Here is a 12,969-nt window from a genome sequence, read left to right on the forward strand (position 1 = left end):
AGAGACTAGAAGAGCAACTAAAAGGCTGGGAACAGGGAAATGGATGTAAATTTCTGGGCGGAGGTTAACCGGGCAGCGGGGCGAAAGGTGAGCCATTGCTACCAGTGTGGTAAGTGCACGGCCGGGTGCCCGGTAGCTTTTGCTATGGATTTTAAGCCACACCAGATCCTGCGTCTCTTGCAATTGGGACGGGGAGAGGAATTGCTGGCTTCTCGAGCTCTGTGGGTCTGTAGCAGCTGCCACACCTGTTCTACCCGTTGCCCCTGCCACATCGATCTGGCCAGTATTATCGATACCTTGCGCTTTTGGGCGCGGCGGCGGCTTCCCTCGTCCCTGCGGCGGGGAATGCCTCTTTTCAACGCCTTGTTTTTGCGTTCCGTCCGCCGCTACGGGCGGGTGTACGAGCTCGGATTGACCGTGCAGTTTAATCTGAAAGGGCGTAAGGTTTGGCGCGATGTGGAGCTGGGCCGCTTTATGTTGACCCGGCGAAAGCTTCGCCTGCTGCCCGAGTCGGTGGAAGACCGGGCAGTCATTTCCCAAATTTTTCTTGCCGAAAAGAGTGAGGAGCAATGAAATTCGCTTACTATCCGGGCTGCTCGCTAAAGGGGACAGCCCGGGAGTACGATCGCTCCACCCGTTTGGTAGCGCGCCACCTGGGCATGGAGCTGATTGAGATCCCGGATTGGAATTGTTGTGGCGCTACGGCAGCGCACAGTACCGATCCATTCCTGGCGCTGGCCCTTCCGGCGCGGGTGCTGGCTCTAGCTGAGGATATGGGGCTGGACATTCTGTCGCCTTGCGCTGCTTGTTATCAACGTCTGCGGGCTGCTAGCGAGGAATTGAAGCGCGACCCAGAACTTAAACGGCGGGTGGAAGGGGTGTTGGGGCGCAACTTTGCTGGACGGGTGCAGGTGTTTTCCTGGCTAGAAGCTTTAGCGCAATTGGGCGAAGAGGCCCTGGCTGTGCAGATGGTTCGTCCCTTGAAAGGGATGCAGGTGGCCTGTTATTATGGTTGTTTGCTGGTTCGTCCCACCCTGACCGGCTGCGACGACGCCGAACAACCCCAGCTAATGGAAAAACTGCTGCTGCCTACCCGCGTAGAGACCTTGGAGTGGGGGGGCAAGAACGAGTGCTGCGGCGCTTCTTTGATCTTTGGTGCTCGAGAGGTGGCTCTCAATCTCATCAAGAATGTTTTACACTCGGCCTCTCAGGCGCGAGCGCACGCTCTAGTGACTGCCTGCCCTCTTTGTCACGCCAATCTGGATTTGCGACAGCAGGAAGTTAACCAGCGTTTTGACACTAATTTCGCCTTGCCGGTCTTCTATCTTTCTCAGTTGCTGGGAATAGGGATGGGTTTGAATCCGCGGGACTTGGGCCTGGGATCGCATTACGTGGACCCGCGTCGAGCTCTGCGGATGGTAGGGAGTTGAGTGTAGATGCCGCGAGTAGGGGTTTTCATTTGCTGGTGTGGCTCTAATATCGGTGGGGTGCTGGATTGCCCGGCCCTGGCTCGGGCGGCGGCTGAGATCCCTGGAGTGGTTTACGCCGTCGATTATCGTTACATGTGTTCCGATCCTGGGCAGCAGCTTATTGCTACAGCGATCGTGGAGCACCGGCTGGATCGCGTGGTGGTGGCTGCTTGCTCCCCGCGTTTGCACGAGGATACTTTTCGCGAGGTGCTGGTGCGGGCGGGATTGAACCCCTATCTACTGGAAATAGCTAACTTGCGAGAGCACTGCTCGTGGGTTCACTCCGGCGAGCGTGCCGGAGCTCAAAGCCAGGCGTTGCGGATTTTGCGGCGAGCAGTGGCCAAAGCTAGGCGATTGGAGCCTCTAGAGCCGGGGCGCGTTGCTATCACCCGCCGTTGTCTGGTCATAGGGGGAGGGATAGCAGGTATCCAGGCCGCTCTAGACATAGCCGAGTCCGGGGTAGAGGTGGTGCTGGTGGAGCGCGAGCCGAGCCTAGGGGGGAAGATGGCGCTCCTGGACAAAACCTTCCCCACGCTGGATTGCTCGGCGTGTATCAGCACTCCTAAGATGGCGGCGGTGGCCAAGCATCCGCTTATCCGCCTTTACACCTATGCCGAGGTGGATAAGGTGGAAGGTAGCTTGGGGCGCTACCGGGTAACCATCAAGCAGAAGGCTCGTTATGTGGATCACACCAAGTGCACTGGCTGTGGCACTTGTTGGGAAAAATGCCCGGTAAAGCTGCCAGACGAACTTAATTTCCATTTGAGCACTCGCACGGCCATTTACCTGCCTTTTCCGCAGGCGGTTCCTAATAAGCCGCTTATCGATGCCCGCTATTGCCGACAGCTCACCAAGGGCAAATGCGGAGTGTGCCAGAAGGTTTGCCCTGCTGGGGCGATCGATTACCACCAGCAAGATTCCTTGCATCAGGAAGAGGTGGGAGCTATCGTTGTAGCCACCGGGTTCGATCTTTTCCCCTGGGAAAAAACTTACGGGGAATATGGATACGGGCGCTACCCCGACGTTATAACCGGCTTGGCTTTTGAACGCCTGGTCAACGCTTCCGGCCCCACCGGGGGAAGGATCGTGCGCCCTTCGGATGGGCGAGAACCCCGCACGGTGGTGCTGGTGCATTGCGTGGGATCGCGCGATGAGCTAAAGGGACGGGAATATTGCTCTCGCATCTGCTGTATGTACACAGCCAAACATGCCCGCCAGATCAAGGAGCGGCTTCCCGAGGCTCAGGTCTATGTTTTCTATATTGACATCCGTGCCTTCGGTAAGGGCTACGAGGAGTTTTACCGCCAGGTGCAGGATGAAGGCGTCATATACGTCCGGGGTCGCGTTTCCAAAATCTATCAGGAAGGGGATAAACTCGTCGTCAAGGGTGCCGATACGCTACTGGGCGAAGCGTTGACCATCGTTGCTGATCTGGTGGTGCTGGCCACCGGGGTGGTGCCGGCGCGGGGAGCGGAAAAGCTGGCTCGCCAGCTGGGCATTGCCACCGATAAAGACGGTTTTTTTCAGGAAGCTCACCCCAAGCTTCGCCCGGTGGAGACCAATACGGCGGGAATTTTCCTGGCTGGTGCCTGCCAGGCTCCTAAGGATATTCCCGACACGGTGGCTCACGCCAGCGCGGCTGCGGCCAAAGCTGTGGGCTTGCTATTGCGGGAGGAGCTGGGAGTGAGCCCGTTGGTGGCCTGGGTCAACCGGTCTCTATGCACCGGCTGCCTGCACTGCCAGGCGGTCTGCCCTTATCAAGCCATAGAGGTGGTGAAGGAGGGGGGGCGCCGGTGCACGCGGGTGAAGCCCGAGCTCTGCCAGGGCTGTGGTTCTTGCACCGTAGCCTGCCGTCCCGGGGCCATGGAACTCAAAGGTTTCAGCAACGATCAATTGCTGGCGGAGGTCGATGCTTTATGCCGATAAAGGAGTGGGAACCCCGGATAATCGCTTTCCTTTGCCATTGGTGCAGCTACGCTGCTGCCGACCTGGCTGGAGTAAGTCGCTACTCTTACCCGGCGAATGTTTCGATTATTCGGGTGCCGTGTTCTAGCCGGGTTAATCCCCAGATGATCTTGCGGGCTTTCGCTGGAGGCGCCGACGGGGTGCTGGTAGCCGGCTGTCACCTGGGCGATTGTCATTATGTGAAAGGTAATTTTTACGCCCGCCGGCGTTTCTGGGTGCTAAGAAAGTTGCTGGAATTCGTGGGGGTGGAGCCGGTCCGCTTTCAGGTGCATTGGATTGCAGGATCGGAAGGGAATAAATTTGCCGGCACCATAGCGGAAATGGTGGAAGAAGTCCGGTCGCTGGGGCCCAGTTCTTTCGCGCGCGAGGTGGAAACCCTTGCGTGAGGCCACGGAAGCGATACGGGAATTGGCTGACCGCTTGTTGCGACAGGGAGAGGTAGAACTTTTCCTGGGCTACTCCGTAGGGACGCTGCCTCTGGTGATGCGCCCCAGTTTTATCACCCAGCCAGAGCAGGTGTCGGAGTTGGTTTATAATCCTCTTTGCTTGACTAACCTGGTCAAGTATTTACTGCGTTGTCAGGGGAAAAGGGTGGCTCTATTGGTGCGGCGATGTGAGTTGCTTTCTTGGCAGCAATTGCTGGCCGATCGCGATTTAGACCGTGACGCGATTAAATTGGTAGAGGTCCCTTGTGGCGGTCTTTTAGACCCTTGTAAGCTGCGGAAAGATTTGAAGGTTGATAGACTGGAGTTTCTTGCCGATCGGGGGCAGGAGTACGTGGTGCGAGTGGGGGATGAGGACAGGGTGATACCCAAGCAACCCTACTTGTGCTCCCGCTGCCTGAATTGCCCTGGAGCGGCGGAAACCGAGGCGGTGGATTTCCGCCTGGATTTCTCCGCCACCTATCCCCGGTTGGAGAGCGATCCTTATGCTGGGGTAATATACTTGGAGCAGCGATCGGATTCGGAGCGCCGCGAGTTTTGGGATCGTCAATTGCGGCGTTGCCTGCGCTGTTACGCCTGCCGGGAAGTTTGTCCCGCTTGTTCCTGCCATCAATGCTGTTTCGATCCTCCATTACCCGGCTGGCAGAGGACGGTGGATTGGGTTAGCAAGGCCCATCTGCTGGCTGAGATCTACCAGTATCATTTGACCCGGTTGCTGCACGTGGCGGGGCGCTGCAGCGGTTGTGGAGAATGCGAACGGGTTTGCCCGGTTAAGATTCCACTTATGCTGATGGTACGAAAGCTGGACCGGGAAGTGGCCACGCTGGCTGAAGTGTCTCCAGGGGTGCTGGCTAGCTATGCCCCGGACGACCCCGAGATTAGCTGAGGTGAAAACGTTGTCTTACTGGGAACTGGCTGAGGGAAAATTGCCTTTGCTACTAAACTTTCTCCGTGCCGATTTCAACCTGGTCGCGCCAGTGGAGGAGGATGGAGAGATTTATTTTCGCTATCTGCGCGAAGCGGATAAGGTCTATCTGGGACCGAAAGCGAGCCGGGTACCACCTAAGCGCTTCTTCTTTCCCGCTACTGAGCCCCTGTTCCGGTATGCCCCTCGCGGGAATAGCTGGGAATTAGCCCCGGTGGAACCCGATCCCAGGCCACTGGCTCTCTTCGGTTTGCGCCCCTGCGATTTGCAGGGTTTCAAGGCTCTGGACGCGGTATTTCTGGCTTCTCCCGTCGATCCCTATTACGCTGCCCGCAGGGAAAAGGCTTTGCTGCTGGGGTGGAGTTGCCTGGAGGTGGAGCCAGCTTGTTTCTGCGTTACTTACGGTTATACTCCGGTCACTGGTGAAGGAGCGGATTTGCACTTCACCGCTTTAGGCGGGCGCTACTTGGTGGAAGCGCTGACCGATAAGGGGCAGCAATTGGTGGAAAAACATTCCCAGCTCTTGGTCCCTGCGCCGGCGGAGCTCCTGGAAGCCAAGCAGCAGCTGGAGACTCGGTTGTTGGCCAGCCTGGTGGTCCCCCCTCTGCTGGAGGGGGTTAAGGAGAAATTGCCTCTGCTGGTGCAAGATTCTTACTGGGAAGATCTGGCTCAGCGCTGCCTGGGCTGCGGTATTTGCACCTACCTCTGCCCCACCTGCCATTGTTTCGATCTATTCGATTGGGGGGAAGAAGGGGATCGGTGGCGCTGCTGGGACACCTGCCTGTTTCCCGAATTCACTTTGCAAACCAGCGGGCACAACCCCCGGGCCAGGTTATCGGAGCGGTTACGTAACCGCCTTTACCATAAACTCCTTTATCATTACCAGAGGTACGGAGTGGAAGGTTGCGTGGGTTGTGGGCGCTGTGTCAGCTGCTGCCCGGTGAACATCGATATCCGGGAGGTTATGACCGAGGTGAGGAGGAGGGGTGCGGGTGCGGTTTAATCCTTACCTTCCTCGTCTAGCCACTCTGCTGGCGGTCAGGCAAGAAACGGAAGACATCAGGAGTTTTCGTCTGGCCCTCGATCCAGAAGCGGCCGCTTCCTGGAAGCATATGCCTGGCCAAGTGGCCTTGCTTTCCGTTTTCGGTGTAGGTGAAGCTACTTTCTCCCTTTCCGCTCCCTGGCTGGAGCAAGGGTGGCTGGAGTTTAGCGTTCGGCGCATGGGCAAGGTTACCACTGCCCTTTTTCAGCTGAACCAAGGGGCCACATTAGGGGTAAGGGGTCCCTTTGGTAAACCCTTCCCCTGCGAGCTCTTCCGGGGCCAGGATCTCCTGATTATCGGTGGCGGTATAGGAATGGCTCCTCTGCGCTCCCTGGTCAATTATGTGCTGGCTCACCGGGAAGACTACGGCCAGCTGGATATAGTTTACGGAGCTCGCTCTCCCGATCAGTTTTGCTTCCGGGAGGAAATCTTTTCTATCTGGCCCCGGGCGCCCCGCACTGCGGTTTACCTGACCGTAGATTGTCCGGTGGAAGGCTGGGCGGGGAAAGTAGGATTTGTCCCCGATTGCGTGGCCGAACTCAACCCTCACCCCGAGGGCAAGTACGCTGTGCTCTGTGGCCCTCCGATTATGATAACCAAGACCATCGCCTGGCTGGAGAAGCGCGGTTTTCCCCCGGAACGGATCTTCACCACTCTGGAGATGAGGATGAAGTGCGGGATAGGGAAGTGCGGACGCTGCAATTTGGGAGATAAATTCGTCTGTCTCTCCGGTCCCGTCTTCTGCTGGGCGGAGCTCAAAGGGCTGAAGGAGCCGCTGTAAACCCGAGCGAGGAAGCCGCTGGGAGCCAGGGCTCCCTCGCTTAAGGGTTCCAGGCTGAGTGCTTATTGGGGCTTCTGGCCCCCGAAGAGTAGGTGGGCGGTGCGCGAGTGCCTGGCCAGCTGCTCGGCTAAGAGTTTGGGAGCCTCTCCTAAACCTGTATGTTCAACTTCTTCGATTTTTCCTTCGTCACCCAATCGAGCGAGTTCCGGGTTGATGGGGAGGTGACCCAGGAAGGGGATGCCAACCTCGGAGGCCACTCTTTCTCCTTTGGGTTCCCCGAAAGGATAAAACTTCTGCCCGCAGTGAGGGCAGATGGCGTAGGCCATATTCTCGATCAGTCCCAGGATAGGAATATTAACTATCTCGGCCATGTGGATGGCTTTCTTTACTACCATAACCGCCAGTTCCTGTGGGGAAGAAACGATGATCACTCCGTCCAGCGGCAGCGATTGCATTACGGTGAGGGGAGCATCTCCGGTTCCCGGCGGCAAATCTACCAGTAGATAATCCAGGTCGCCCCAGATAACCTCGGTCCAGAACTGGCGTATAACATTGGAAATGATAGGGCCACGCCAAATCACCGGTTCGTCTTCGCGCTCCAGAAAAAGGTTCATAGACATGGCTCGGATTCCCAGGGTATTGGTGCGCGGGGCGAAGATCCCTAACTCCGAGGCATCGGGTTTGCTTTTCAGACCGAACAGTTTGGGTATGCTGGGACCGGTCACGTCGGCGTCCAGTATTCCCACCTGGTTACCGTCCCGAGTGAGGGCCACGGCCAGCAGGGCGGTAACGGTGGATTTGCCCACCCCCCCTTTGCCGCTCATGATCGCCACCACGTGCTTGATTTTGGAAAGCGGGTTAGGAGGATCGAAAGCAGGCTTGTCCTGCCCGTGCCCACAAGTACCCTTTTCGGAGCACGAGGCGCAGGTTTTGCCTTCCTGGGCACACTTTTCCTTCTTTTCGTCGCTCACGGGGTAACCTCCTTTACCAGTTTAGAGCATATGCCTCAAAAAGTTTATACCACATCTCAGGGGCCATTATCCAGAGCAAAAACTACTAGGCCAGCGGGTACTTTAGGATGGAAATAGGTGGCCTTTTGCGGCATCCGAAAGCCAGCGGTGGCTACGGACAAGATTTCTTCCATTCGAGGAGAAGGGAGCAAGAAGGCGAGGCGATACTCTCCCCTATCCACCAAGGCCAGCGCCTCTTCGGCCAAGTGGGTGTAGCCGATCGCTTCTTCCGGCCAGCGCCAGCTCCAGGTTTGTTGCCACAGTAGATAGTGCAGCACGGTGACCGCCAGCCGTTTCCAGGTAGCGGGTTGTTCTCCCGGCAGGATTTCAGCCGGATCGACTTCTGGGTGTAGGGTCAGCACGAAGGACTTTCCTTGCCCAGCGTAAAGTCCCAGCGTGCCGGGTGGCAGAGCGGAGCGCAAGGCGGTGGTGGGCACGGGATGAACCTGGAAAAAGCTGCGCTGGGCTTGTTCCAAGAGCTCGGGTAGGGATTTGTCTGGGAGGGCGCTGAGCAGGCGGTGGGTTGGTAGAACCAGCATCCCTTGGTCGCGGGCGCAGGAGATATGGGACAGAATCCAATTATGGCTCCCCTCGCTTGGGAAAAGTTCCTGGTACCGCAGGGCAGTTTCAAAGCGGTGGTGGCCATCGGCTAGGATAAGGCGTTGCTGGTTCACCATTTTTTGGGCCTGTCCGATCAGTTGCGGATCGGTTACTATCCACAGGCGATGCCTTTGTCCCTCCGGATCGGTGACGTCTAGGTCGGGTTCAAAGGGCGCCACCCGGTCCCAAAGTTGCGATGTCAATTCCTCCTCCTCTGGATACAGGGCAAAGATAGGAGAGAAGTGGGCCCGGCAGGCGCGCAGGAGCTCCCAGCGGTCGGAGCGAGCGCGGGCCAGGGTTTCTTCGTGGGGTAAAATGGTTCGCCCCAGAGGCTCGAGCCGGAGCAGGCAGAAAAAGCCACGCCTGGTGTAAATCTTTCCTTCCCAGGTGAAGCTCTGAGCGTAGAAGTACAAGGCGGGAACGGCCTCGGGCTCTAACACTTTCTTTCGCCGCCACTCCTGCCAGAGGTGAGCCGCAGCGGTGTAGGCTTGCGGGCCCTGGCCCGCTCGGCTCCCCTCTAGGTGGATGATGTTGTAAGGGTGACGGGAGCGGAGTTCGGCGGTTTGCCGCTGGTCCACCACGTCGTAGGGTGGGGAAATGACCAGCGCGAGGGGGAAACGGCGGTAACGCCATCCACGAAAAGGGATAATAGTGGGCAACGTACGATCCTCTCCTTTGATTAGCGCCTGGTCCAGCGATCGGAGTCGCGCTTACGGTATTTCTCCATGGTGGCTTTAAAAGCCTCCTCAAGATCTAAATTGAAAAGGTTAGCGTAGCAGAGCAAAATAAAGAGGATGTCCCCCAGCTCTAAAGCCAGGTCGCCCGGGGGCTCGCCGGCTTTTTTAGGCTTTTCCCCAAAGCGGTGGTTGATTTCCCGCGCCAGCTCTCCCACTTCCTCGATTAGACGCGCGAGGATGCTTAGAGGATGCCAGTACCCCTCGGAGAACTGAGAAATCCAGCTATCCACTTCGTGCTGCATTTCCCTGAGTTCCATCACTTTACCCTCCACTGTCCAACATTCTATCATATTGTCGCCGCGGGTGGTTCTCGAAGCGAGAAAATGGGCATAGTTTCTCTCAGAGGGGGGCGGAGAGGACTGTGCGCCGGATCTTTCTCAGTCGCAAGCGGATGCTTCTGGCCGTGGCAGCGCTGTTGGCGCTACTCTTGGGCTTGTGGTGCTGGCAACGATTCGCTGAGGAACGTTCCCGGCTGCGTTTGCCGCCACCAGACGACTTATTGCAGCAGGCTTTGCAACAAACGCGGGCGACCTCGGCTTACACCTACCGTCTTCGGGTTCGCCTAGTCACTCCCCAGGGAGTTCGGAATTTGAGCGAGTTGGAAGGGTGGCGGGTGCTACCTGACCGGGTGCACGTGAAGGGCAAGCTCTTTAACACGCCGACGGAAATTATCCGGATAGGGGACACCGCCTATCTCAAGGATCCTTTCAGCCCCAAATGGCTTAGCTTTCCGGCTGAGAGGCTGGGGGAGACCCGAGTCTTCAGTACCGAATTAGATCCCCTGGCGTTGCTCGATCTGGAATCCTTGCCTGGGGTTAAGCAGGTGCGTCCGGGAGAAGAAGAGAAAGGGCTCTGGGTGCTGGAATGCGCTCAGGTATCCCCTCGCCATCCCGAGTTAGCTACTCAGTTCACCGATTTTCGTTACCGGATAGGGATAGATCCCGCTTCTGGTTACGTGGCTCGGGTTTGGGTAGAGGCTAGGGGGGTAAAAGCGCCCACCCAGCTGCAGCTGGAGTTGCGGCTGAGCGATTACGGGCGTGCCAAGAGCATCGATCCGCCGTCGGCACTTTCAACTCCCAGTTCCTAGAGGTAACGCTCGGCTTCGCGGGGATCTACGGCGAGGGTCTGTTCCTGGGTGTAAAAGACCAGTCCTGGACGCTTCTTATCGGCTCGCCGGACGAAGGACCGCCGCGTGTAGTCCACTTCTACTCGAGAACTTTCCCTAGCCTGGCTGAAGTAAGCAGCCAAGGTGGCGGCGCAATGCAGATCTGCTGGCGCCGGTTCTTGTTTTCCGGTTTTTAGCACCACGTGCGCTCCTGGAATGCCCCGGGCGTGAAACCACCAATCGTCTGGGGCGGCCAACTGAAAGGTGACCTGCTCATTTTGTCGCTGGTTTTTTCCCACCCACACGATGAAGCCGGAAGGAGAACGCAATTGTAATGGTCGTACCTCTGGTTCCTGGGGCAAAAGCGTGGGAAGGTCTTTGTTCCCTTCTAGTGCTGCCGCTATGGAAGCTATGGTTTCCGGTTCCCTGGCCTGCTGCAGAGAGGTGGCCAGGGAGGCTAGGTAGGTCAGTTCGGCTGTGAGGGCAGTTTTTTCTTCCAGCGCCCGGTCGCGGGTCTTCTGAGCTCGGCGGTAGAGGTTGAAGTAGCGCTGGGCGCATTCGGACGGGCTAAGGTAAGGGTCTAGGGGGATGACCACCGGTGCTGCTTCCGGGTGGTGGTAGTTTTCCAACTCCACTTTTTCTTGCCCCGGGGCCACGCGGTACAGGTTGGCTAACAGGAGCTCCCCCCACAAACGGTACTGCTCCGGATCGGTGGTGGCCAGCAGAGTCTCTAAGGTCGCCAGGCGCTTTTCGGCTTGCTCTATGCGCCGGCTTATTTTTCGTTGCAGCTCTCGCCGCTGCGCCTCCATTTGCTGGCCACGAAGGCGCAGGGCGTAATAGCGGTCCACTAATTCGTTCATGGTGCCGATTTGCCGGGACCAGTCACCGACGGGGGAAAAAGGAAAGAAATCTACCAGTGTCTCTCCCTCCAATAGCAGGGTGGGCTGGCTACGCCCCTGAGTTACTTCTTCCAATACTTGTTCCAAGGCGAAGCGAAGTTGGTTCAATTCGTAAAGACCGCATTGCGCCAGGGTAATGGATTCCGGGAGGTTGGCCTGGCGCAGTATGTGGACGACGGTGGTTGAGCTCAGTCCGTTGAAGCGCTGCTGCGCCGCGCGTGCCAGAGTCGTCTCGGGTGTGAAGGAGGAGAGGAGGGAAGAAAAGAATGCCTCCTCGCTCAGGCTCCGCGGATCTAGTTTGTTGCTGGGGGGGATAAGATACGGACGACCGGGGAGCACTTCGCGATAGCGGCTAAGAGCGTGACTGTATCGCTTGATGCCGTCCAGGATCTTGCCCTCTCGGGGATCTAAAAGGATAATATTGCTGTGCTTGCCCATAATTTCGATGGCTAGGCGGTAACTAACCGGACGGCGGAGTTCGTCGGTGCCCGCCAGGTCTAGAAAGAGGATACGTTCTAGGTCGGGCTGCTCCACTGCGCTTAACCGGCCGCCTTCAAGGTGGCGGCGTAAGAGCAGCAGAAAAGGGGTGGCGCGGGAAGGCGGGCGCTGGGGCAATTGGGTGAGATGGACGCGGGCGGCGTGGGCTTGAGCCGAGATCCAAAGCTCGCTCTTTTTCCCCTGCCGGCGAAAAAGCAGCCACAACTCTAGCTCCGAAGGTTGGTGTATCCTTTCCAAGCGGGCACCGAGGAGCTCTTCCCGTAGCTCCTGCGCTATGCGGTTTAGGGTGAGTCCATCGAAAGGCAAAATGTTTCTCCTCCCTGGGCAACCTGGTTAAAAGTATAAGGCATGGAGAGGTGGGTAAACAAATGTGCAAGGGGGGCTACCTGCGGCTGCGGCCGGGAAAGGTGTTGCGGGTCCTGGATAGCCGCCCTGGATGCCAAGAACTCCTGGTGGAAGTGGAAGGGGAGAAGGAAAAAGCTCTGGCTCTGGAAGGATTTTGCGGCTCTGCGGCTCCTGGTGATCCGGTGCTCCTCAACACCACGGCGGTAGCGCTGGGCCTGGGGAGCGGCGGCTATCACTTCGTGGTGGCTAACCTAAATCATCCGGTACTAGAACCTTCGGAACCCGGCCATATCATGAAGCTGCGTTACACGCCGGCCCAGCTTAAGGTGCTGGCGGTGGAGGAGCCGGAGAGCCCTTATCACCCGATTATGCGTGAGGCTACCAGTCTGGAGGGGACGCCGGTGGTGGCGCTGGAGTTGCATAGCCAACTGGCAGCGGTGGCTGCTGCCCTCTGGCAGGCAAGCGGGGGACGGGTGCGTGTGGTTTACGTTATGACCGATGGTGGAGCTTTGCCCCTGGTTTTTTCCCGGACGGTGGCGGAGCTCCGCCACCGGGGCCTTCTGGCCTCCACGGTGACGGTGGGGCACGCCTTCGGGGGAGAATTGGAGGCGGTGACCTTGCACAGCGGGTTGCTGGCGGCTCGGCATGTAGCCGGAGCCGATGTGATAGTGGCCGGAATGGGTCCGGGGGTGGTGGGCACCTCCACGCCATTGGGCACCACGGCGGTGGGGCAAGGCGAGATTGTAAACGCAGCTGGTGTTTTGGATGGGCGGGTTGTTATCCCTCTCCGCTTGAGTTTCGCCGATCTCCGGGCGCGGCACCAGGGGATCAGTCACCACACCCTCACCGTGCTGCAAAGGGTGAGCCTGGTATCTGGCTGGGTTCCGCTGCCTCGTCTATCTCCCTCTCGCGAGGCCCTAGTCTGGGAGCAGCTGGAAGCAGCTGGAGTGCCTCGGAGGCACCGGGTGTTGTCCTTGGAGGCCGAGAGCGCGCTGATGGCCTTGAAAGCGATGGCTCTCCAGGTCACCACGATGGGTAGGGGGGCGGAGGAGGAACCCGAGTTTTTCCTGGCTGCGGGGGCGGCCGGGCTTTGGGCTTGGCATCTGCTTCACCTTGCATAAATTTCCTCGCCAGAGAATAAGCTTTCCTG

The 12,969-nt window shown here is 58.2% G+C and carries 13 protein-coding genes; 9 read left to right on the forward strand and 4 right to left on the reverse strand.

Features of this window, described 5'->3' with window-relative positions; all coding sequences use genetic code 11:
- Positions 1 to 39: 39 nt before the first annotated feature.
- Genes ACTLLP_RS02280 through ACTLLP_RS02310 form a run of 7 tightly spaced genes read left to right on the forward strand, consistent with a single transcriptional unit; the run spans position 40 to position 6,625 of the window.
- Positions 40 to 573, forward strand: a complete 534-nt coding sequence (locus tag ACTLLP_RS02280) for a 4Fe-4S dicluster domain-containing protein (protein WP_441060346.1) — start codon at positions 40 to 42, stop codon at positions 571 to 573.
- Positions 570 to 1,430: a CoB--CoM heterodisulfide reductase iron-sulfur subunit B family protein gene (locus tag ACTLLP_RS02285; RefSeq protein WP_441060348.1), complete on the forward strand. Its 861-nt coding sequence runs from the start codon at positions 570 to 572 to the stop codon at positions 1,428 to 1,430. The genes ACTLLP_RS02280 and ACTLLP_RS02285 overlap by 4 nt, the downstream gene beginning before the upstream one ends.
- A 6-nt stretch (positions 1,431 to 1,436) precedes the next feature.
- The gene (locus ACTLLP_RS02290) at positions 1,437 to 3,395 is read left to right on the forward strand and encodes a 4Fe-4S binding protein (RefSeq protein WP_441060350.1); all 1,959 of its coding nucleotides are present in this window, start codon (positions 1,437 to 1,439) and stop codon (positions 3,393 to 3,395) included.
- A complete protein-coding gene (locus ACTLLP_RS02295) occupies positions 3,386 to 3,820 on the forward strand; it encodes a hydrogenase iron-sulfur subunit (RefSeq protein ID WP_441060352.1) in 435 nt (144 codons plus the stop codon). Before ACTLLP_RS02290 ends, ACTLLP_RS02295 begins: the two co-directional genes overlap by 10 nt.
- Positions 3,813 to 4,763 carry a 4Fe-4S dicluster domain-containing protein gene (locus tag ACTLLP_RS02300; protein WP_441060354.1) on the forward strand — a complete coding sequence of 317 codons (951 nt, stop codon included), beginning with the start codon at positions 3,813 to 3,815 and terminating at the stop codon, positions 4,761 to 4,763. The genes ACTLLP_RS02295 and ACTLLP_RS02300 overlap by 8 nt, the downstream gene beginning before the upstream one ends.
- A 10-nt stretch (positions 4,764 to 4,773) precedes the next feature.
- Positions 4,774 to 5,805 (forward strand): 4Fe-4S dicluster domain-containing protein, encoded by a 1,032-nt coding sequence (locus ACTLLP_RS02305; RefSeq protein ID WP_441060356.1) that lies wholly within the window; start codon positions 4,774 to 4,776, stop codon positions 5,803 to 5,805.
- Positions 5,795 to 6,625, forward strand: a complete 831-nt coding sequence (locus ACTLLP_RS02310; protein WP_441060358.1) for an FAD/NAD(P)-binding protein — start codon at positions 5,795 to 5,797, stop codon at positions 6,623 to 6,625. Before ACTLLP_RS02305 ends, ACTLLP_RS02310 begins: the two co-directional genes overlap by 11 nt.
- Before the next feature lie 62 nt (positions 6,626 to 6,687).
- Here the strand turns inward: ACTLLP_RS02310 and ACTLLP_RS02315 are convergent, their stop codons facing one another.
- Genes ACTLLP_RS02315 through ACTLLP_RS02325 form a run of 3 tightly spaced genes read right to left on the reverse strand, consistent with a single transcriptional unit; the run spans position 6,688 to position 9,229 of the window.
- Entirely contained in the window at positions 6,688 to 7,596 is a 909-nt protein-coding gene (locus ACTLLP_RS02315; RefSeq protein ID WP_441060360.1) for an Mrp/NBP35 family ATP-binding protein, read from the reverse strand.
- 56 nt (positions 7,597 to 7,652) lie between these two features.
- Positions 7,653 to 8,894, reverse strand: coding sequence for a DUF1015 domain-containing protein (locus ACTLLP_RS02320; RefSeq protein ID WP_441060362.1), 1,242 nt, complete (start codon positions 8,892 to 8,894; stop codon positions 7,653 to 7,655).
- Between the two features lie 20 nt (positions 8,895 to 8,914).
- A complete protein-coding gene (locus ACTLLP_RS02325; protein WP_441060364.1) occupies positions 8,915 to 9,229 on the reverse strand; it encodes a nucleotide pyrophosphohydrolase in 315 nt (104 codons plus the stop codon).
- Positions 9,230 to 9,333: 104 nt separating this feature from the next.
- Between ACTLLP_RS02325 and ACTLLP_RS02330 the strand changes: the two genes are divergently transcribed.
- Positions 9,334 to 10,059, forward strand: a complete 726-nt coding sequence (locus ACTLLP_RS02330) for a LolA-like protein (RefSeq protein WP_441060366.1) — start codon at positions 9,334 to 9,336, stop codon at positions 10,057 to 10,059.
- Here the strand turns inward: ACTLLP_RS02330 and ACTLLP_RS02335 are convergent.
- The gene (locus tag ACTLLP_RS02335) at positions 10,056 to 11,780 is read right to left on the reverse strand and encodes an Rqc2 family fibronectin-binding protein (protein ID WP_441060368.1); all 1,725 of its coding nucleotides are present in this window, start codon (positions 11,778 to 11,780) and stop codon (positions 10,056 to 10,058) included. The genes ACTLLP_RS02330 and ACTLLP_RS02335 overlap by 4 nt on opposite strands.
- Positions 11,781 to 11,842: 62 nt before the next feature.
- Between ACTLLP_RS02335 and ACTLLP_RS02340 the strand changes: the two genes are divergently transcribed.
- Positions 11,843 to 12,940, forward strand: coding sequence for a DUF3866 family protein (locus ACTLLP_RS02340; protein ID WP_441060370.1), 1,098 nt, complete (start codon positions 11,843 to 11,845; stop codon positions 12,938 to 12,940).
- Positions 12,941 to 12,969 lie beyond the last annotated feature (29 nt).

It is taken from the genome of Desulfothermobacter acidiphilus (assembly GCF_052073645.1).
Taxonomy (GTDB): domain Bacteria; phylum Bacillota; class Desulfotomaculia; order Desulfotomaculales; family Ammonificaceae; genus Desulfothermobacter; species Desulfothermobacter acidiphilus.